Origin of the sequence: Citrobacter sp. ANG330 (genome assembly GCF_047467925.1) — a bacterium.
Taxonomy (GTDB): domain Bacteria; phylum Pseudomonadota; class Gammaproteobacteria; order Enterobacterales; family Enterobacteriaceae; genus Citrobacter_A; species Citrobacter_A amalonaticus_G.
Genome location: NZ_JASJUI010000008.1, coordinates 77,090 through 96,629 on the forward strand (window position 1 = coordinate 77,090; position 19,540 = coordinate 96,629).

Sequence of the window (19,540 nt, forward strand, 5' to 3'; positions counted from 1 at the left end):
TTTTATACTCCGGATTCGCGAAAATGGATGTCGCTGACTGCTCGCAGACGCTCTGCCGCTTGTTCCGCGGTGAGATCGCGTTGGGTCTCTGCCAGCATCTCGTAACCGACCATAAATTTACGCACGGTCGCGGAGCGCAGCAGCGGCGGATAAAAGTGCGCATGCAACTGCCAGTGTTCGTTCTCTTCACCGTTAAACGGCGCGCCGTGCCAGCCCATCGAATACGGGAAAGAGCACTGGAAGAGATTGTCGTAACGACTGGTCAATTTTTTCAGCGCCAGCGCAAGGTCGGCTCGCTGCTCGTCGGTCAAATCAGTAATGCGAAGCACATGTGCTTTCGGCAGTAATAGCGTTTCGAATGGCCACGCCGCCCAGTAAGGTACGACCGCCAGCCAGTGATCGGTTTCTACTACCGTACGGCTACCGTCAGCCAGTTCGCGCTGCACATAGTCAACCAGCATTGGCGAGCCTTGCTCAGCAAAATAAGTTCTTTGCAGACGATCTTCGCGTTCAGCTTCGTTGGGCAGGAAACTGTTGGCCCAAATCTGGCCGTGGGGGTGGGGATTCGAACAGCCCATCGCCGCGCCTTTGTTTTCAAAGACCTGTACCCAGGGATAATGTTTCCCGAGATCAGCGGTTTGCTCTTGCCAGGTTTTCACTATTTCGGTCAGGGCAGGAACGCTAAGCTCCGGCAGGGTTTTACTGTGATCCGGTGAAAAGCAAATAACGCGGCTGGTGCCGCGTGCGCTCTGGCAGCGTATCAGCGGGTCGTGACTGTCCGGCGCGTCAGGCGTATCCGTCATCAGCGCGGCAAAGTCGTTAGTGAAGACAAAGGTTCCGCGGTAATCCGGGTTCTTATCGCCCGTGACGCGGGTATTGCCGGCACACAAAAAACAGTCGGGATCGTGCGCGGGTAATTCGTCGTTAGAGGGCGTTTCCTGCGCCCCCTGCCAGGGGCGCTTAGCGCGATGCGGCGACACCAGAATCCACTGCCCGGTGAGCGGATTAAAACGACGATGCGGATGATCGACGGGGTTGAATTGACTCATGATATTTCTTAATCCTCGTATCCCTGCGGATGACGCGACTGCCAGTGCCAGGTGTCCTGCGCCATCTCATCAAGCGTGCGCGTCACGCGCCAGTCCAGTTCGCGGTCGGCTTTGCTGGCATCTGCCCAGTAGGCTGGCAGGTCGCCATCGCGACGCGGAGCAAAATGATAGTTCACCGGTTTTCCGCAGGCTTTACTGAAGGCGTTGACGACGTCCAGCACGCTGCTGCCGACACCGGCGCCGAGGTTGTAAATATGGACGCCCTTTTTGCCCGCCAGTTTTTCCATCGCGGCAACATGACCGTCAGCGAGATCCATGACGTGGATGTAATCGCGTACGCCAGTACCGTCTTCGGTCGGGTAATCGTTGCCAAAAATGGCGAGGGAGTCGCGGCGACCAACGGCAACCTGCGCAATGTACGGCATCAGGTTATTCGGGATGCCCTGCGGGTCTTCGCCCATGTCTCCAGATGGGTGCGCGCCGACCGGATTGAAATAGCGCAGCAGCGCAATGCTCCACTCCGGCTGGGCTTTTTGCAGATCGGTGAGGATTTGCTCGACCATTAGCTTGCTTTTGCCGTAAGGGCTTTGCGGCGTGCCGGTCGGGAAGCTTTCGACATAAGGGATTTTCGGCTGGTCGCCATAGACGGTTGCTGAGGAGCTGAAAATGAAGTTTTTGACACCAGCGGCGCGCATGGCACCTACCAGCCGCAGCGTTCCGTTGACGTTATTGTCGTAGTATTCCAGCGGCTTCGCGACAGATTCACCAACGGCCTTCAGCCCGGCAAAATGGATGACGGTGTCAATCGCATGATCGTGCAGGATCTCGGTCATCAACGCTTCGTTGCGGATGTCGCCTTCAACAAACGTTGGATGTTTGCCGCTCAGACGTTCAATAACAGGCAGTACACTGCGCTTACTGTTACAGAGGTTATCAAGGATGACGACGTCATGACCGTTTTTCAGTAACTGTACACAAGTATGGCTTCCTATGTAACCGCTACCACCGGTGACCAGAACTCTCATAATTCGCTCCGTTAAGCTTATGATATGGAATTACCATAGCATAACAAAGATGCGAAAAGTGTGACATGGAATAAAATAGTGGAATCGTTTACACTCGCGATTTCGCACGCTAAACCATCAATTTTTTTATTGTAAATCATTAACTTTAAGAATGATTGCGGCTTTTATCCGAAAAAAAAGGGCGCTTTCGCGCCCACGGATGAAAACTAGCGTAACGGCGTTTGCTGATAGGTATAGGTCTCGCCGTCTGGCACAAATTCCAGACGATGGGTAATGCAGGCCGGCGCATCTTCAGCGTGATGGGAGACAAACAGCAGTTGTGTGTCGCCCTCGCTAATCAACACATCGACAAAACGACGAATAAGCTGGCGGTTCAGCGGGTCAAGTCCCTGTAAGGGCTCGTCGAGAATCAGTAGGGTCGGGTGCTTAACCAGCGCCCGGGCAATCAGCGCCAGGCGCTGTTGCCCCCAGGAGAGGCTATGAAACGGCGCGTCGGCGGTACGGTTATCGAGTCCCAGAATATCCAGCCACTGCTGTGCGAGTTTCTGCTGACGGTCCGACACGGCCTGATAGATCCCGATAGAGTCGAAATAGCCCGACAGAATGACATTGCGCACCGTGGTGCTCACCCGGTAATCGAGATGGAGGCTACTACTGACGTAGCCGATGTGTTTTTTGATATCCCAGATGGTTTCACCACTGCCGCGACGGCGGCCAAACAGCGTCAAATCGTTGCTGTATCCCTGCGGATGATCGCCGGTTACCAGGCTCAGCAGCGTCGATTTCCCGGCGCCGTTGGGGCCGACAATCTGCCAGTGCTCGCCGGGATTCACCTGCCAGCTCAGTCGATCGAGAACAGGGCGATCGTTGTACGACACGACGCCATTATTAAGGATGATTCGCGGCGTATCGGCGGACAAAACAGAGTGAGCGGCAGGTTCGTCTGCTTCGGGCAATGCCACTCCTTCAAGCTGCTCACTATGGGCAAGTTGAGCAATCAGCGCCTGCTGGAGTAAAGCGGCTTTCGCCCCGGTTTCCGTTAAAGTGCAGTCAACCAGTACGCCGGCAAACTGAACAAACGGCGGGATTTCATCAAAGCGATTTAATACCAGCACCAGCGTGATGCCGGCGTGATGCAGCGTTTCAAGCAGCACAGCCAACTGCTGGCGGGAGGCGACATCAAGCCCGTCAAATGGCTCATCGAGGATCAGTAAATCGGGCTCAGACATTAGCGCCTGGCAGAGCAGCGTTTTGCGCGTTTCGCCGGTAGAGAGATATTTAAAACGGCGATCGAGCAGGTGAGTGATCCCAAACTGCTGCGCCAGCGTCGCACAGCGGGCCGGGTTTTTCACCTCGTCCTGAATGATCTCCATCGTCGTGCGTCCGGTATCGTCTTCGCCAGGACTAAGCATGTCGGTGTTATTGCGCTGCCATTCATCGCTGACCAGTTTTTGCAGTTGCTCAAAAGAGAGACGGGTAATGCGTGAGAATGTGCACTGCCGTTCGCCTTTGAGCAGCGGCAACTCGCCCGCAAGCGCACGCGCCAGCACCGATTTTCCGCTCCCGTTTGAACCGACAAACGCCCAGCTTTCACCCGTATTTAATGTCACGGAATCCAACTGGAGGGTTTTTATATCGCTAAGACGAAACGTGCCTTGCGAAATATGCAACGATGACATTTTGTATCCCATTTTTTGCAGCGATGAATAACAGGGATACGTGTTCCGGGAAGGAAAGTCAATGTGATTTGCACCTGCCGTAATGACAGCGTTCTACATCAGCACAGTGTCGCGATAATGACTCTGTCGGCATTGAAGTACGCTGTCACGTTCGTGCCTTCGCTCAGCGATACAGCATCGTTTACCGGCACGGTGGCGCACAGCGTTTGGCCGTCCGGTAGCGTCATCAACACTTCACACTGTTCTGTGCCGCGTTCAATATGGGTGACAATGCCCTGGAGTTGGTTATCTGCCGCCTGGGCGATGGCGTCGTCCTGAGTAATCCCCACCCACGGCGCTTTCAGCAGCACGAGAACCTCTTTGCCCTCATCAAGCCCTAAACGCTCGCCGCTCTGGGCGGTAATGGCCACTTTCAGCCGTGTTTCGCCATCGGCCAACAGCACATCGACATGCTGCTGCACCTGATTGCGATCGCGGGCAGTAATGGTGCCAAACCACTGGTTACGCGCGCTGGTTTGCAGGGAAAAACGCGAAATAGCCGCCAGCAGGCTGTTGAGCGGCAGCGCGTCATCGTCACTTAAGACATCAAACGCTTTTTGCTGAATCTGCGCCAGCAGATCGTAAAGCTGGATAAGACGCTGACCGTAGCGGGTTAACACCGCGCCGCCGCCGCCTTTACCGCCTGTCGCACGCTCGACCAGCGTTTGTTCGCTGAGAAGATTCATTTCATTGATGGCGTCCCAGGCGCTCTTATAGCTGATGCCTGCATCTTTCGCGCCCTGACTAATGGAACCGGAAAGCGCAATGTGCTTGAGCAAAGAGATGCGTCGGGGATCGGCGAACAGTTTTTGCTGAAGTTTCAGGGTAAGAAGGATTTCGGCTTGCATAACAAGATCCTGGCAAAAAGGTTATTGTGACGGAAAACCGCGAAGACGCAAAGCCGACCGCACAAAAGGGGAGTGCTTTTCTCAGTGATGCGGTTAGAATACTACGAGGACTATATCAGGAGTTGACCATGTTAGAGTTATTGAAAAGTCTGGTATTCGCCGTAATCATGGTACCTGTGGTGATGGCCATCATCCTGGGTCTGATTTACGGTCTCGGTGAAGTGTTCAACATTTTCTCCGGTATCGGTCAGAAAGACCAGTCCAGACAGAATCATTGATTTCCCAAACGCCCGCTCAGTCGGGCGTTTTTGTATTCTTATCTTTCAGACCGTACCCTTGTTGGTTGCGCCCCATTGGGATTGCTTCTCAAGTTCTCCTCATTCCTGCCGATATTTTCTTTGCGTAACCTCTTAGAGGTATCAATAACTTCTGGGAAAATCGTTGCTTTATCGTTATATTTATAAATACATAACGATATGCAAAGGAGTTACAAATGGCTCGTACCTGGTTACGCCTGTTTGCCGGGGCAACCTTATCACTGTCGGTTGCTGGACAAACGCTGGCGGATGAAGGGAAAATCACCGTGTTTGCCGCAGCGTCATTGACCAATGCGATGCAGGATATCGCGACAGAATACAAAAAAGAGAAGAATGTCGACGTGGTCTCCTCTTTTGCGTCGTCTTCCACGCTGGCTCGCCAGATAGAAGCCGGTGCGCCAGCGGATCTGTTCATTTCTGCCGATCAGAAATGGATGGACTACGCGGTAGATAAGAAATCGATTGATACTGCAACGCGTCAGACGCTGCTGGGCAACAGCCTCGTGGTGGTGGCGCCAAAAGCCAGTGAACAGAAAGATTTTACGATTGACAGCAACACCCACTGGATGACGTTGCTGAACGGTGGTCGTCTGGCGGTAGGCGACCCGGAACACGTTCCTGCGGGGATCTACGCGAAAGAAGCGCTGCAGAAACTGGGGGGCTGGGAGACGCTGTCACCGAAACTGGCACCGGCGGAAGATGTACGCGGCGCACTGGCGCTGGTTGAGCGTAACGAAGCGCCGTTGGGCATCGTTTACGGCTCTGACGCGGTTGCCAGCAAAGGCGTTAAAGTCGTCGCCACCTTCCCGGAAGATTCGCACAAAAAAGTGGAGTATCCCATCGCGATTGTGGATGGACATAAAAACGCCACGGTCAGCGCGTTCTATGATTACCTGAAAGGACCGCAGGCTGCTGAAATCTTTAAACGTTACGGATTTACGACCAAGTAATGATATTGACCGATCCTGAATGGCAGGCCGTGTTTCTGAGCCTGAAAGTCTCTTCCCTGGCCGTGTTGTTTAGTTTGCCATTCGGGATTTTCTTTGCCTGGCTACTGGTGCGTTGCACTTTTCCAGGCAAAGCCCTGCTGGACAGCGTACTGCATTTGCCGCTGGTGTTACCGCCTGTGGTGGTTGGTTATCTGCTGCTGGTTTCGATGGGGCGGCGCGGATTTATCGGCCAGTGGCTGTACGACTGGTTCGGCATAACATTTGCCTTCAGTTGGCGCGGTGCGGTACTGGCGGCGGCAGTGATGTCTTTCCCACTGATGGTGCGCGCCATCCGGCTGGCGCTGGAAGGGGTTGACCTTAAGCTGGAGCAAGCCGCCCGGACGCTGGGCGCAGGACGCTGGCGCGTCTTTTTCACTATTACTCTTCCGCTGACGCTGCCGGGTATTATTGTCGGGACGGTGCTGGCGTTTGCCCGCTCGCTCGGCGAGTTTGGCGCGACGATTACCTTCGTTTCCAATATTCCCGGCGAAACGCGCACCCTTCCTTCGGCGATGTATACCCTGATTCAGACGCCGGGGGGGGAAAGTGCGGCGGCGAGACTGTGCCTTATTTCCATCGTCCTGGCGCTCATTTCACTGTTAATAGCTGAGTGGCTGGCGCGACTCAGCCGCGAGCGAACGGGGCGATAATTATGCTGGAACTTAATTTCTCCCAGACGCTGGGGACCCACTGCGTCACGCTCAACGAAACGTTGCCCGCCAGCGGTATCACCGCGATTTTTGGTGTCTCTGGCTCCGGAAAAACCTCGTTAATCAATGCCATCAGCGGCCTGACTCGACCGCAGAAAGGGCGTATTGTGCTCAACGGACGGGTATTGAATGATACAGAAAACGGCATCTGCCTGACGCCAGAAAAACGCCGGATAGGCTACGTGTTTCAGGATGCGCGCTTGTTTCCGCATTATAAAGTGCGCGGCAATCTGCGTTACGGTATGGCGAAAAACATGGCCGATCAGTTTGATAAGCTGGTAGCGCTGCTGGGTATTGAGTCTTTGCTCGACAGACTGCCGGGAGGACTTTCCGGCGGAGAAAAGCAGCGTGTGGCGATTGGCCGGGCGCTGCTGACCGCACCGGAACTGCTATTGCTCGATGAACCGCTCGCCTCGTTGGATATTCCGCGTAAACGCGAACTGTTGCCCTATCTGCAACGTCTGGCGCGAGAAATCAACATCCCGATGCTCTACGTCAGCCACTCGCTCGACGAAATCCTCCATCTTGCCGATAACGTGATGGTGCTGGAAAACGGGCAGGTGAAGGCGTTTGGCGCGCTGGAAGAGGTCTGGAGCAGCAGTGTGATGCACCCATGGCTACCGAAAGAGCAGCAGAGCAGCATCCTGAAAGTGAGCGTGCTGGAGCATCATCCGCATTACGCGATGACGGCACTGGCGCTGGGCGATCAGCATTTATGGGTCAATAAGCTCAATAAGCCACTGCAAGCCTCGCTGCGTATTCGCATTCAGGCGTCGGATGTCTCGCTGGTGCTACAGCCGTCGCAGCAAACCAGCATCCGTAATATCCTTCGTGCGAAGGTGACGCACTGCTACGACGATAACGGGCAGGTAGAAGTTCAGCTCGAGGTGGGAGGCAAAACGCTGTGGGCGCGCATTAGCCCATGGGCCAGAGATGAACTGGGGATCAAACCTGGCCTGTGGCTGTACGCGCAGATAAAGAGCGTATCGATTACCGCCTGATTACAACAGATGGGTGTAGATGAATTTCGCGATGCTGTCGGTGGTGTTATCGCCGATGACGACGTTGGCCCGCGCTTTGATTGCGTCGTCAGCATTGCCCATCGCCACGCCAGTACCGGCAGCTTCCAGCATGCTGATGTCGTTGTAGTTATCGCCGAAGGCAATCACGTTTTCCATCGACCCGCCCTGAGATTCAACCCACTGGGTCAGGCGTTTGCCTTTGCTGTTCCCCTGGCGGGCGATATCGACCTGATCGTGCCAGGACCATTCGCATTCAAGGCCCAACTGCTCTTCGACATGCTTGCCAAATTGCTGCAACTTAGGGATATCGTCGTCTGTCAGGGCGAATTTCCACACCGCGTTAACCTCGTGCGCCGCCTGCGCCAGCGAAGGCACCTGGGTGAAAACCGGGCGCTGTTCTGGCGGCAGCGTCTGCGCCCAGTTTGATGTGCGGAGGACATGGCCGGTCGGGCGTTCATAGAGCATGGCGTCATCGACATACATCAGGCCGTGGATCTGATGTGCTTCCAGCAGCGTAATAAGCTGTAGCGCCTGGTTAACCGGCAAGGGATCGGCTGCGAGAACGTTTTTTGCGTGATAATCATACAAATAGGTGCCATTACAGCAAATTGCAGGTGTATCCAGCGCCAGTGCCTGATAAAAAGGATGAATTGCGACGTGATGACGCCCGGTGACGATGATAAGTTGGTAGCCTGCCGCTCTGGCGCGTGACAGCGCTTCGACTGACGAGGGGAGCAGGGTTTTTTGCGGGGTCAGCAGGGTTCCATCTAAATCCAGGGCTATCACGCGAGCGGTCATATCGTCATCCCGATTAACATTGAAATTTTGTCTGCCTGAATGGTACACCGGGACGGGGAGCAGGCAAAATTTTGTGCGTATACCCTAAATAATTCGAGTTGCAGCCAACACACCAGCAACTTGAAGTATGACGGGTATAGATTCAGCATTCACCGTTAAAAGCGACTACCTTAAGCTGTATTCCATCATTGCAGCCAGTTGCCAAAAGCAGAGGAGCATTCATGAAGCAAACCGTTTATACCGCCAGCCCTGAAAGCCAACAGATCCATGTCTGGAGCCTGAATCACGATGGCGCGTTAACGCTGGTACAGGTGGTTGATGTGCCCGGGCAGGTTCAGCCGATGGTGGTCAGCCCGGATAAACGTTATCTCTACGTGGGCGTGCGTCCTGAGTTTCGCGTTCTGGCTTACCGGATTGCGCCAGATGATGGTGCGCTGACGTTTGCCGCAGAATCCGCGCTGCCGGGTAGCCCGACGCACATTTCAACCGATCATCATGGCCGTTTCGTTTTTGTCGGCTCCTATAACGCGGGTAACGTCAGTGTAACCCGTCTGGAAGACGGCTTGCCGGTCGGGGTTGTGGATGTGGTGGAAGGGATGGATGGCTGTCACTCCGCCAATATCTCTCCGGATAACCGCACCCTGTGGGTGCCGGCGCTGAAGCAGGATCGTATCTGCCTGTTTACCCTCAGCGATGACGGTAAGCTGGTGGCGCAAGAACCAGCGGAAGTCACCACGGTGGAAGGGGCGGGGCCGCGTCATATGGCGTTCCATCCGAATCAGCAATATGCGTACTGCGTTAACGAGCTCAACAGCTCTGTGGATGTCTGGGAACTGAAAAATCCGCACGGTGATATCGAATGCGTGCAAACACTGGACATGATGCCGGCTGATTTCTCCGACACGCGCTGGGCGGCGGATATACACATTACGCCAGATGGGCGTCATCTGTATGCCTGTGACCGTACCGCCAGCCTGATTACCGTGTTTAGCGTTTCAGACGATGGCAGCGTGCTGACCAAAGAGGGCTTCCAGCCAACCGAAACGCAGCCGCGTGGTTTCAACGTTGACCATAGCGGGAAATACCTGATTGCCGCCGGGCAGAAGTCACACCATATCGCAGTGTACGAAATTGCCGGTGAGCAGGGGCTGTTAACAGAGAAAGGGCGTTATGCCGTAGGCCAGGGCCCGATGTGGGTGGTGGTTAACGCGTATTAATTGGGGTGCTTTTTAGCCAACCGATAAAAATAACCGGCATCGCAGGATGCCGGTTTTTTATGCTTACTGCTTCGGTGCAGCCACGACTTTGCTACCCACACCGCGGTTATTGTATTCCCACATGCGGTTAAAGTTGGTGTCGTTCAGGTTACGCTGGGTGTCGCCTTTGTCATCCTTCGCGCCGGTATTACCCGAGAATGGACGCTTCGAGATCACCGCGTCAGCCCACGGCTGCGCCATGTTAAAGCCCTCGTTAATCACGCTATCGCGGATCACGACCTGACCGTTGGTATTGCTGTCGACATCCAGTGAGCGGCCCAGTTGCGCCACGCCGTCACCGGCGGCGGTAAAGCGGCTGTTGGTCGCGAGGAAACCGTAGTAAATGTTCGCAAGCGTTGCCGGCGCGAAGACGTACGCTTCCTGCTGAGTACGCGAGTTCACTACGCGGAAGTCGGTGTTATCGAACACCACTGCGCCACGACCGGAAACCATATCCACATCGCCTTCGATATAGCTGTTAGTCACAAGGGTACGTGGCTGACGGTCATTTTCCAGACGGTTCTGGACGCCGCTGTTGGTGACAAAAAAGGTGTTCTGGCGACCCAGAATGTTCACCTTGTTGATTTGAACTTTGTCACCGTCGGTGCGCAGCGCGACGGCCGGATGGTTACCCGCATCCACGCTATCGCCGAGGTTGTTTTCAATCGTCAGGTTTTGCAACTGCAGACCGTTGTTCTGTGACCACAGTACGGCTGAACACATCATGCCGATATTCGCGCCGCGTTTGCTCTGGCAGCTGTCAAACATGTACCAGGCCGGTTTGCCAGGCATATATTTCCCACCCGGATTCACCGTATGACGCCAGTCAGCGGTGCTCATTTCACCGTCAATCGCCGCGCCAATCTTCACGTCCAGCGGTTTCTCACCGGTTCCGTACAGCGTCAGGCTGCCTGGCGCCGCGGGGATATAGACGGTTCCCTGATACTCGCCTGGCATAATGGCAATGTACTGACGCTTGTTGGTGCGCGTGGTGATCGCCGCATCCACCGCCGCCTGAATGGTGGTGTGAGTCACACCCTGCGTACCGGCCGGACCGACCACAAAGTCAGGCTGCGCGGGCAGAGAAATGGAAGATGGCGTCCACGGCGCGGTGTTCGGCGTCAGGGAGGAAAAATAGTTTTTAGCGACAAAATTCTGCGCTTCATTTGCCGATAAAATCGGGCGCGAGGAGGTTCCTGGCGCGGTTTGATCGGAAGGAATTTGATCCGGCGGGGTAGAGCTACAGGCGGTCAGCGTCACGCCAAAAGCCAGTGCCAGCGCCAGACGGGAAACTGATGATGTGTTCACGAGTTGCTCCGGGCTATAAAAGTATCCATTGAAGCCTGCTTTTTTATACTAAGTTGAGCAAAACGGGAAGGTGAAAAGCTAAAAAGTTGTTTTTTAAACCACTCCCGCGAATCGTGGCACTGTTAAAGTCACAATTAAATAACATTTTTGCCCTGGATGATTGACTTCCCGCGTGCGATCTCAAATAAATGTCTATACAACCTAAGACAAGCTGGAGAAGGCATGCAACACCTGTTACCTGATGATACGCTCTGGCGAAACCTTCGTCTGGCGACGCTCGATCCGGCGCAGACGGCACCGTATGGCATGCTGGACCATCATGCGCTGATTATCCGTGAAGGACGGGTGCTGGCGATTGTGCCGGAGGCTTCACTCCCGGCTGCGCATGCCAATACGCATGACCTGCAAGGGCGTCTGGTGACGCCTGGGCTGATTGATTGTCACACTCATCTGGTGTTTGGCGGCAACCGCGCCAGCGAGTGGGATCAACGGTTGAACGGTGTCTCTTATCAACAGATCAGCGCGCAGGGCGGCGGGATTAACGCCACCGTGACGGCGACGCGTGCTGCGACGGAGGAGGCGCTCTTTGCCTCTGCACAGGCGCGGATCGCGCATCTGATGCGCGAGGGCGTGACTCTGCTGGAAGTGAAATCCGGCTATGGCCTGAATGCGACAGCCGAAGAAAAGATGCTGCGCGTCGCTGCCCGCCTGGCCGAAGAGAATCTTATTGAAATCAGCCCCACGCTGCTGGCGGCGCATGCTGTGCCGGTTGAGTATCGGGACAATCCTGATGGCTATATCACCCACGTTTGCGACACGATACTGCCGCAGCTATGGGAAAAGGGGTTGTTTGAAGCGGTCGATCTGTTCTGTGAGAGCGTGGGGTTTACCCTGGCGCAAAGCGAGCGGGTATTGCGCGCGGCGCAGGCGGCGGGCATTCCGGTCAAAGGGCATGTCGAGCAGTTGTCGCTGCTTGGTGGGGCGCAACTGGTCAGTCGTTATCAGGGGCTTTCTGCAGATCACATTGAATATCTTGATGAAGCGGGCGTGGCAGCAATGCGCCACAGCGGCACTGTTGGCGTGTTGCTGCCGGGCGCGTTCTATTTTCTCAAAGAGACGCAGCATCCGCCCGTTGAGTTGCTGCGTCGTTACCAGGTGCCAATGGCGGTGGCGACCGATTTCAACCCCGGCACCAGTCCCTTTATCAGCCTGCATCTGGCGATGAACATGGCCTGCGTTCAGTTTGGCCTGACGCCAGAAGAGGCGTGGGCGGGCGTGACCCGTCATGCCGCTCAGGCTCTGGGCCGCCAGGCGACGCACGGACAGCTAAAGGCGGGTTACGTTGCCGATTTTAACGTCTGGGATGCGCAAAACCCGGTAGAGATCCTTTATGAGCCTGGCCGCAACCCGCTGTATCAACGCATATTTCGAGGGCAAATCACATGACGCGATGGGAAGCTGCTGCCCCTGGCCTGTGGCAGGGACGAGATGACAGCGGCGAAGCCGTAAACGCGCTGCGTCTGTTTCAGACCATCGCACGCAGCCAGACGTTTTCGCCAGAGCTGTATCGCGACAAGATAGCGCTGCTCGGCTTTGCCTGCGATGAGGGAGTCAAGCGTAATCATGGGCGTCCGGGTGCCGCCGGTGCGCCGGACGCGCTGCGTTCAGCGCTGGCTAACCTTGCGAGTCACGCGGGACACGAGCGACTGGTGGATATGGGGAATCTGCTGGCCCCGACGGCGGATCTGGAAGGGGCGCAGCAGGCGCTACGTGATGCGGTCTCTCGCTGTCAGCGGACCGGGATGCGTACGTTCGTGCTAGGCGGCGGTCATGAAACGGCTTTCGGTCACGGCGCGGGCATTTTCGATGCATTCCCTGGCGAACGCGTCGGGATCGTTAACCTCGACGCGCATCTGGATCTGCGTAACGCCGGACGGGCGACCTCCGGCACGCCGTTTCGTCAACTGGCACAGCTTTGCGACCAGCAGCAGCGCGAGTTCCGCTATGCCTGCATCGGCGTCAGTCGGGCGGCAAATACCCAGGCGCTGTGGGATGAGGCGCAAAAGCGCAATGTGCTGGTGGTGGAAGATTTGCAGTGCAGCGAAGCCCATGTCCAGCTGGCGGCGTTTATCCGCGAGGTGGATAAACTCTATCTGACGGTCGATCTTGACGTCCTGCCCGCTGGAGAGATGCCTGCCGTATCGGCGCCAGCGGCGCTGGGCGTGCCGCTGGCGACCCTGCTGAAACTGATTGAACCTGTTTGCCGCAGCGGTAAGCTCCAGGCGGTGGATTTGGTTGAATTTAATCCGCGCTTTGATAATGATGGCAGGTCGGCACGCGTGGCGGCGCGGCTTGGCTGGCAAATCGCCTACTGGTGGCAATAACCGATCGATAAGGTAAACATTCCAATGACACTTTCTCGCCCTCGTTCTGCTCCTGCGCCGTTTTATGAGACGGTTAAACGCGAGATCAGCGAAAAGATCGCCAGCGGCGTCTGGCAGCCGCACGATCGTATTCCGTCGGAAGCGGAACTGGTGGCGCAGTACGGCTTCAGCCGGATGACCATCAACCGGGCGCTACGTGAACTGACCGACGAAGGGATGCTGGTGCGTCTGCAGGGGGTGGGCACCTTTGTCGCGGAACCGAAAGGCCAGTCCGCGCTGTTTGAAATTCGCAGTATTGCCGACGAAATCGCCGCACGGGCGCACCGCCATCACTGCGAGGTACTGATTCTGGAAAAAAGTGCGGCCAATGCCCGACAGGCCGCGGCGCTTCAGGTCAATGAAGGCACGCCGATTTTCCATTCTGTAATGGTGCATTTTGAAAACGACCAGCCGGTACAGATCGAAGATCGCTGTGTGAATGCCGATATTGTGCCGGAATATCTGGCGCAGGATTACAGCCAGACCACACCGCATGCGTATTTGTCGTTGATTGCCCCGCTGACGGAAGGGGAGCACATTGTTGAAGCGGTGCGCGCCACGGCGCAAGAGTGCGCTTTACTCGACATCAGCGAGACCGATCCTTGTCTGCTCATTCGTCGTACCACCTGGTCTGCCTCGCAGATCGTTTCTCACGCGCGGTTGCTCTTTCCGGGCTCTCGTTACCGCCTGCAGGGCCATTTCTCCTCCTGAATCACGCGGACTGAAAGCGTGATTGCTGACGCAATATAACAAAAATGTATCTTTTTTGTTAAACGCAAGCTTGTTATGTCTTGTATAGACAAGTATATCTTTACCTCACACCCGATCATTCCCGTTACCGGATAAACCTTATCCGGCACGCCCGTGAGGAGTCGTTGTTATGTCTCAGAGCAAGTATCGTCAGCAAGATATCCGCGCCCCGCGAGGGACAACGCTGACGGCCAAATCCTGGCTGACCGAAGCGCCATTGCGCATGTTAATGAATAACCTGGATCCCGACGTCGCCGAGAACCCGCATGAGCTGGTGGTGTACGGCGGAATAGGGCGTGCGGCCCGAAACTGGGAGTGCTATGACGCGATCGTTAACGCGCTGACCGAACTGAACGATGATGAAACGCTGCTGGTCCAGTCCGGTAAACCGGTAGGCGTGTTCAGAACCCATCAGAACGCCCCGCGCGTGCTCATTGCCAACTCCAACCTTGTTCCGCACTGGGCGACCTGGGAACATTTCAACGAACTGGATGCGAAAGGGCTGGCGATGTACGGGCAGATGACGGCCGGAAGCTGGATCTATATCGGCAGTCAGGGAATTGTGCAGGGCACCTATGAAACGTTCGTTGAGGCAGGACGACAGCATTACGATGGCAACCTGCGCGGGCGTTGGGTGTTAACCGCCGGTCTCGGCGGCATGGGCGGCGCGCAACCACTGGCGGCGACGCTGGCAGGCGCCTGTTCCCTGAATATTGAATGTCAGCAGAGCCGCATCGATTTCCGCCTGCGCACACGTTATGTCGATGAACAGGCGACGTCTCTTGATGATGCGCTGGCGCGTATCGAAAAATACACCCGCGAAGGTCAAGCCGTATCGGTTGCCCTGTGCGCCAATGCGGCGGACGTCGTGCCCGAACTGGTAAAACGCGGTGTGCGTCCGGACATGGTTACCGACCAGACCAGCGCCCATGATCCGCTGCACGGTTATCTGCCTTCCGGCTGGGACTGGGAAACCTATCAGCAGAAAGCGCTCTCCGATCCGCAGGGCACGGTAGAAGCCGCGAAGCGTTCGATGGCAAAACACGTCGAGGCGATGCTGGCGTTCAGCAAGATGGGTGTACCGACGTTCGATTACGGCAACAATATTCGTCAGATGGCCAAAGAGATGGGCGTGGAAAATGCCTTTGCCTTTCCGGGTTTTGTGCCGGCTTATATTCGCCCGCTGTTCTGCCGCGGTATCGGGCCGTTTCGCTGGGTGGCGCTGTCCGGCGATCCGCAGGATATTTATAACACCGACGCCAAAGTGAAAGAGATTGTGGCGGATGACGAACATCTCCATCGCTGGCTGGATATGGCGCGGGAGCGCATTAATTTTCAGGGGTTGCCAGCGCGTATCTGCTGGGTGGGCCTCGAATGGCGGCAAAAACTGGGCCTGGCGTTCAATGAAATGGTGCGTCGTGGTGAAGTGTCCGCACCGATTGTTATTGGTCGCGACCACCTGGATTCCGGCTCTGTCGCCAGCCCGAACCGCGAAACTGAAGCGATGCGCGACGGTTCTGACGCCGTCTCCGACTGGCCGCTGCTCAATGCGCTGCTCAACACGGCCAGCGGGGCGACCTGGGTATCGCTGCATCACGGCGGCGGTGTGGGAATGGGCTTCTCACAGCACGCCGGGATGGTGATTGTTTGTGACGGCAGTTATGAAGCGGATGAGCGTATTTCCCGCGTCCTGCATAACGATCCGGCGACCGGCGTGATGCGTCATGCGGATGCGGGCTACGACATCGCCGTAGCGTGTTCCGTGGAACAGGGTCTCAATCTACCGATGGTTGCGGCAACGCAGGGGAAACGCTGATATGAATACCATGACCTTAACGCCAGGCCATCTGAGTTTGACACAACTGCGCGACGTCTGGCAGCAGCCAGTTAAACTGCGTCTTGGTGACAGCGCGATTGACGGCATTAACGCCAGCGTGGCGTGTGTTAATACCATTGTCGCCGAGGGGCGTACGGCCTACGGCATTAACACCGGCTTTGGGCTGCTGGCGCAGACGCGCATCGCCGATGAAGATTTGCAAAACCTGCAACGTTCGCTGGTGCTGTCACATGCGGCAGGCGTGGGCGAGGCGTTAGATGACGCGCTGGTGCGCCTGATTATGGTGCTGAAGATAAACAGTCTTGCGCGCGGTTTTTCCGGCATTCGTCTTAGCGTGATAGAAGCGCTGATTGCGCTGGTGAACGCCGAAGTCTGGCCGCATATACCGGCGAAAGGGTCGGTAGGGGCCTCCGGCGATTTAGCGCCGCTGGCCCATATGTCGCTCACGTTGCTGGGGGAAGGAAAGGCGCGCTGGCAAGGCGAATGGCTACCGGCGGCGGAAGCATTAAAAAAAGCCGGGCTGGCGCCGATCACGCTGGCGGCAAAAGAAGGGCTGGCGCTGCTTAACGGTACGCAGGCGTCAACGGCGTTTGCGCTGCGCGGACTGTTTGAAGCGCAGGCGCTATTCGCGTCCGCCATTGTGTGCGGATCGCTTACCACTGAAGCGGTGCTGGGGTCTCGTCGTCCGTTTGATGCGCGCATTCACGCCGCACGCGGACAGCGCGGGCAGATTGACGCGGCGGCGCTGTATCGCCATGTTTTGACGGACACCAGCGCGCTGTCTCAGTCGCACCACAATTGTGAAAAGGTGCAGGACCCGTATTCTCTGCGCTGTCAACCGCAGGTGATGGGGGCGTGTCTGACGCAAATGCGTCAGGTGATGGAGGTGCTGCTGGCTGAGGCTAATGCGGTCTCCGATAATCCGTTGGTTTTTGCTGAGCAGGGCGAGGTCATCTCTGGCGGGAACTTCCACGCTGAACCGGTGGCGATGGCAGCGGATAATCTGGCGCTGGCGATTGCCGAAATCGGCGCGCTTTCCGAACGCCGTATAGCGCTGATGATGGATAAACATATGTCGCAGTTGCCGCCTTTTCTCGTCAAAAACGGGGGCGTGAACTCCGGCTTTATGATTGCTCAGGTGACGGCGGCGGCGCTCGCCAGCGAGAACAAGGCACTGGCGCATCCGCATAGCGTGGACAGCCTGCCAACGTCGGCGAATCAGGAAGATCATGTATCGATGGCGCCGGCGGCAGGTCGCAGACTATGGGAGATGGCGGCAAATACCCGCGGGGTGCTGGCCGTCGAGTGGCTGGCAGCGTGTCAGGGGATTGATTTGCGTGAAGGGTTAACCTCAAGCCCGTTACTGGAGCAGGCACGAACCGTATTGCGTGAACAGGTGGCGCATTATACCGAGGACCGCTTCTTCGCCCCGGATATTGAGTGCGCGACAAACCTGCTTGCGCAGGGGGCTTTGTTGCCGCTCGTGCCGGAATTTCTCTGAACAGCGCCGGATGGCGCTAAAGCTTATCCGGCCTGTGAATCCCTTACGTAGGCCGGATAAGACGCGTGAGCGTCGTCATCCGGCACAACTTCGATCAACTAAACATCGCGGTGATTGACGCGCTGGCAAGCGAGTGGAAATGGACGTTAAATCCCACCATCGCGCCGCTGGCGTTCTCATCAACATCAATCTTGTCCACATCCAGTGCGTGTACGGTAAAAATATAGCGGTGGGTTTCGCCTTTTGGCGGAGCCGCGCCGCCATATCCCGCTTTACCGAAGTCGGTTCGCGTCTGGATAACGCCGTCTGGCACGGCGACCAGTCCGGAGCCAAAGCCCTGGGTCAGAACACGGGTATCGGCCGGTAAATTAGCCACCACCCAGTGCCACCAGCCGGAACCGGTCGGCGCATCGGGGTCGAAACAGGTCACCACGAAACTTTTGGTTCCCGCAGGGATGTCATCCCAGGCCAGATGCGGGGAAATATTATCCCCTTCATAACCCATACCGTTAAAGACATGGCGCAGGGGCAGTTTTTCCCCGTCGCGAAAATCGTTGCTGATTACTTTCATGCACTCTCCTTCAGTCTCGCCAAAAAGTGTAGCCAGAAACCTCACAGCTTACCGCCAGTTACACGTTAAAAAATGTTTCTTCACGCACAGCGTCGTTCACTGCCCGTGTCAGACGGCGCAGCTGCTCTGGCTGGATAAGATACGGCGGCATCAGATAGATAAGCTTACCAAACGGGCGGATCCACACCCCCTGCTGGACAAAGAATTTTTGCAGGGCCGCCATATTAACGGGATGCGTCGTTTCCACCACGCCGATCGCGCCCAGCACGCGTACATCCGCCACCCACGGCGATGCCTGCGCCGGGGCGAGTTCCTGGCGCAACTGGGTTTCAATGCTCGAGACCTGCGACTGCCAGTCACCAGATTCGAGTAATGACAAACTGGCAGTCGCCACCGCGCAGGCCAGCGGATTGCCCATAAACGTTGGGCCATGCATAAAACAGCCTGCCTCGCCGTTGCTGATCGTTTCCGCTACCCGGCGGGTGGTCAGGGTGGCGGACAAGGTCATCGTCCCGCCGGTCAGCGCTTTGCCCAGACACAAAATATCAGGCGCGATCCCGGCGTGTTCGCAGGCAAACAGTTTACCCGTACGGCCAAAGCCGGTAGCGATTTCATCGGCAATCAGCAGAATACCTTCACGGTCGCACATTTTGCGGATACGGCGCAGCCACTGTGGATGGTACATCCGCATCCCGCCCGCCCCCTGAACAATCGGCTCAAGAATAACCGCCGCGATCTCATGACGATGCGCGGCCATCAGGCGCGCGAAACCGACCATATCGCGCTCGTCCCATTCACCGTCCATCCGGCTTTGTGGCGCAGGGGCAAACAGGTTTTCTGGCAGGTAGCCCTTCCACAGGCTGTGCATGGAGTTGTCCGGATCGCAGACCGACATCGCGCCGAAGGTATCGCCGTGATAGCCGTTACGGAACGTCAGGAAGCGCTGACGGGATTCGCCTTTCGCCTGCCAGTATTGCAGCGCCATTTTCATCGCCACTTCCACCGCGACGGAACCGGAATCGGCGAGGAACACGCACTCCAGCGAGGCGGGCGTCATCGCAACCAGTTTCCGGCACAAAGTGACGGCGGGGGCGTGGGTGATCCCGCCGAACATGACATGCGACATGGCATCGATCTGCGTTTTCATCGCGGCGTTGAGCTGCGGGTGATTGTAGCCATGAATGGCGGCCCACCAGGACGACATGCCGTCAATCAGGCGCTCACCGTTGGATAAAATCAGTTCGCAGCCCTCGGCACGTTCAACAGGATAGACCGGCAGCGGGGTGGTCATGGAGGTATAGGGGTGCCAGATATGGCGCTGATCAAAAGCGAGATCGTCCGTTGTCATAATCGACTTGTAAACCAAATTAAAAAGATTTAGGTTTACGAGTCTACATCGTTCTCACAACAAAACGTAT

Annotated in this window: 18 protein-coding genes; 10 read left to right on the plus strand and 8 right to left on the minus strand. The window is 56.4% G+C overall.

Annotation, left to right across the window (positions count from 1 at the left end; translation table 11 throughout):
• Window positions 1–2: 2 nt before the first annotated feature.
• From galT to modE, 4 genes are all read right to left on the minus strand, one after another.
• Complete coding sequence (gene galT, locus QNN88_RS17160) at window positions 3–1,049, minus strand: galactose-1-phosphate uridylyltransferase (protein WP_414241274.1); 1,047 nt, start codon at window positions 1,047–1,049, stop codon at window positions 3–5.
• Window positions 1,050–1,057: 8 nt separating this feature from the next.
• Window positions 1,058–2,074, minus strand: a complete 1,017-nt coding sequence (gene galE / locus QNN88_RS17165) for a UDP-glucose 4-epimerase GalE (protein ID WP_414241275.1) — start codon at window positions 2,072–2,074, stop codon at window positions 1,058–1,060.
• A 206-nt stretch (window positions 2,075–2,280) separates the two neighbouring features.
• Entirely contained in the window at window positions 2,281–3,753 is a 1,473-nt protein-coding gene (gene modF, locus QNN88_RS17170) for a molybdate ABC transporter ATP-binding protein ModF (protein WP_414241276.1), read from the minus strand.
• A gap of 98 nt (window positions 3,754–3,851) precedes the next feature.
• Window positions 3,852–4,640, minus strand: a complete 789-nt coding sequence (gene modE, locus QNN88_RS17175; protein WP_414241277.1) for a molybdenum-dependent transcriptional regulator — start codon at window positions 4,638–4,640, stop codon at window positions 3,852–3,854.
• A 128-nt stretch (window positions 4,641–4,768) separates the two neighbouring features.
• On the opposite strand from modE, the gene QNN88_RS17180 reads away from it, so the two are divergent.
• From QNN88_RS17180 to modC, 4 genes are all read left to right on the plus strand, one after another.
• Window positions 4,769–4,918 (plus strand): AcrZ family multidrug efflux pump-associated protein, encoded by a 150-nt coding sequence (locus QNN88_RS17180; protein WP_003023026.1) that lies wholly within the window; start codon window positions 4,769–4,771, stop codon window positions 4,916–4,918.
• A 215-nt stretch (window positions 4,919–5,133) separates the two neighbouring features.
• The gene (modA, locus tag QNN88_RS17185; protein WP_414241278.1) at window positions 5,134–5,907 is read left to right on the plus strand and encodes a molybdate ABC transporter substrate-binding protein; all 774 of its coding nucleotides are present in this window, start codon (window positions 5,134–5,136) and stop codon (window positions 5,905–5,907) included.
• A complete protein-coding gene (modB, locus tag QNN88_RS17190; protein WP_414241279.1) occupies window positions 5,907–6,596 on the plus strand; it encodes a molybdate ABC transporter permease subunit in 690 nt (229 codons plus the stop codon). The genes modA and modB overlap by 1 nt, the downstream gene beginning before the upstream one ends.
• A 2-nt stretch (window positions 6,597–6,598) precedes the next feature.
• On the plus strand, window positions 6,599–7,657 hold the full coding sequence (gene modC / locus QNN88_RS17195; RefSeq protein ID WP_414241280.1) for a molybdenum ABC transporter ATP-binding protein ModC: 1,059 nt from the start codon (window positions 6,599–6,601) through the stop codon (window positions 7,655–7,657).
• On the opposite strand, the gene QNN88_RS17200 is transcribed toward modC, so the two are convergent.
• Window positions 7,658–8,476, minus strand: coding sequence for a pyridoxal phosphatase (locus QNN88_RS17200; RefSeq protein ID WP_414241281.1), 819 nt, complete (start codon window positions 8,474–8,476; stop codon window positions 7,658–7,660).
• A gap of 221 nt (window positions 8,477–8,697) precedes the next feature.
• Between QNN88_RS17200 and pgl the strand changes: the two genes are divergently transcribed.
• Window positions 8,698–9,693 (plus strand): 6-phosphogluconolactonase, encoded by a 996-nt coding sequence (pgl, locus tag QNN88_RS17205; protein WP_414241282.1) that lies wholly within the window; start codon window positions 8,698–8,700, stop codon window positions 9,691–9,693.
• Window positions 9,694–9,756: 63 nt separating this feature from the next.
• On the opposite strand, the gene QNN88_RS17210 is transcribed toward pgl, so the two are convergent.
• Window positions 9,757–11,040, minus strand: coding sequence for a putative acyl-CoA thioester hydrolase (locus QNN88_RS17210; protein WP_414241283.1), 1,284 nt, complete (start codon window positions 11,038–11,040; stop codon window positions 9,757–9,759).
• Between the two features lie 222 nt (window positions 11,041–11,262).
• Here QNN88_RS17210 and hutI point away from each other — a divergent pair, with 222 nt between their 5' ends.
• The 5 genes from hutI (at window position 11,263) to hutH (ending at window position 17,551) form a co-directional block, all read left to right on the plus strand.
• On the plus strand, window positions 11,263–12,486 hold the full coding sequence (hutI, locus tag QNN88_RS17215) for an imidazolonepropionase (protein ID WP_414241284.1): 1,224 nt from the start codon (window positions 11,263–11,265) through the stop codon (window positions 12,484–12,486).
• Complete coding sequence (gene hutG / locus QNN88_RS17220; RefSeq protein WP_414241285.1) at window positions 12,483–13,424, plus strand: formimidoylglutamase; 942 nt, start codon at window positions 12,483–12,485, stop codon at window positions 13,422–13,424. Before hutI ends, hutG begins: the two co-directional genes overlap by 4 nt.
• Window positions 13,425–13,448: 24 nt before the next feature.
• Window positions 13,449–14,174 (plus strand): histidine utilization repressor, encoded by a 726-nt coding sequence (locus QNN88_RS17225; RefSeq protein WP_414241286.1) that lies wholly within the window; start codon window positions 13,449–13,451, stop codon window positions 14,172–14,174.
• 169 nt (window positions 14,175–14,343) lie between these two features.
• Window positions 14,344–16,029 (plus strand): urocanate hydratase, encoded by a 1,686-nt coding sequence (gene hutU, locus QNN88_RS17230; protein ID WP_414241287.1) that lies wholly within the window; start codon window positions 14,344–14,346, stop codon window positions 16,027–16,029.
• 1 nt (window position 16,030) lies between these two features.
• Window positions 16,031–17,551, plus strand: coding sequence for a histidine ammonia-lyase (hutH, locus tag QNN88_RS17235; RefSeq protein ID WP_414241288.1), 1,521 nt, complete (start codon window positions 16,031–16,033; stop codon window positions 17,549–17,551).
• A gap of 94 nt (window positions 17,552–17,645) precedes the next feature.
• Here hutH and QNN88_RS17240 read toward each other — a convergent pair whose 3' ends face one another.
• Entirely contained in the window at window positions 17,646–18,122 is a 477-nt protein-coding gene (locus tag QNN88_RS17240; RefSeq protein WP_414241289.1) for a kinase inhibitor, read from the minus strand.
• Window positions 18,123–18,180: 58 nt separating this feature from the next.
• A complete protein-coding gene (bioA, locus tag QNN88_RS17245) occupies window positions 18,181–19,470 on the minus strand; it encodes an adenosylmethionine--8-amino-7-oxononanoate transaminase (RefSeq protein ID WP_414241290.1) in 1,290 nt (429 codons plus the stop codon).
• Between the last annotated feature and the right edge of the window lie 70 nt (window positions 19,471–19,540).

Bases quoted from the DNA above. Each gene is read 5' to 3' on its own strand.
- QNN88_RS17225 (WP_414241286.1), top strand. From the start codon at position 13,449: ATGACACTTTCTCGCCCTCGTTCTGCTCCTGCGCCGTTTTATGAGACG.
- hutG (WP_414241285.1), top strand. From the start codon at position 12,483: ATGACGCGATGGGAAGCTGCTGCCCCTGGCCTGTGGCAGGGACGAGAT.
- hutH (WP_414241288.1), top strand. From the start codon at position 16,031: ATGAATACCATGACCTTAACGCCAGGCCATCTGAGTTTGACACAACTG.
- modE (WP_414241277.1), bottom strand. From the start codon at position 4,640: ATGCAAGCCGAAATCCTTCTTACCCTGAAACTTCAGCAAAAACTGTTC.
- galE (WP_414241275.1), bottom strand. From the start codon at position 2,074: ATGAGAGTTCTGGTCACCGGTGGTAGCGGTTACATAGGAAGCCATACT.
- bioA (WP_414241290.1), bottom strand. From the start codon at position 19,470: ATGACAACGGACGATCTCGCTTTTGATCAGCGCCATATCTGGCACCCC.
- modC (WP_414241280.1), top strand. From the start codon at position 6,599: ATGCTGGAACTTAATTTCTCCCAGACGCTGGGGACCCACTGCGTCACG.
- hutU (WP_414241287.1), top strand. From the start codon at position 14,344: ATGTCTCAGAGCAAGTATCGTCAGCAAGATATCCGCGCCCCGCGAGGG.
- modA (WP_414241278.1), top strand. From the start codon at position 5,134: ATGGCTCGTACCTGGTTACGCCTGTTTGCCGGGGCAACCTTATCACTG.
- modF (WP_414241276.1), bottom strand. From the start codon at position 3,753: ATGTCATCGTTGCATATTTCGCAAGGCACGTTTCGTCTTAGCGATATA.
- hutI (WP_414241284.1), top strand. From the start codon at position 11,263: ATGCAACACCTGTTACCTGATGATACGCTCTGGCGAAACCTTCGTCTG.
- QNN88_RS17180 (WP_003023026.1), top strand. From the start codon at position 4,769: ATGTTAGAGTTATTGAAAAGTCTGGTATTCGCCGTAATCATGGTACCT.
- QNN88_RS17200 (WP_414241281.1), bottom strand. From the start codon at position 8,476: ATGACCGCTCGCGTGATAGCCCTGGATTTAGATGGAACCCTGCTGACC.
- QNN88_RS17240 (WP_414241289.1), bottom strand. From the start codon at position 18,122: ATGAAAGTAATCAGCAACGATTTTCGCGACGGGGAAAAACTGCCCCTG.
- galT (WP_414241274.1), bottom strand. From the start codon at position 1,049: ATGAGTCAATTCAACCCCGTCGATCATCCGCATCGTCGTTTTAATCCG.
- pgl (WP_414241282.1), top strand. From the start codon at position 8,698: ATGAAGCAAACCGTTTATACCGCCAGCCCTGAAAGCCAACAGATCCAT.
- modB (WP_414241279.1), top strand. From the start codon at position 5,907: ATGATATTGACCGATCCTGAATGGCAGGCCGTGTTTCTGAGCCTGAAA.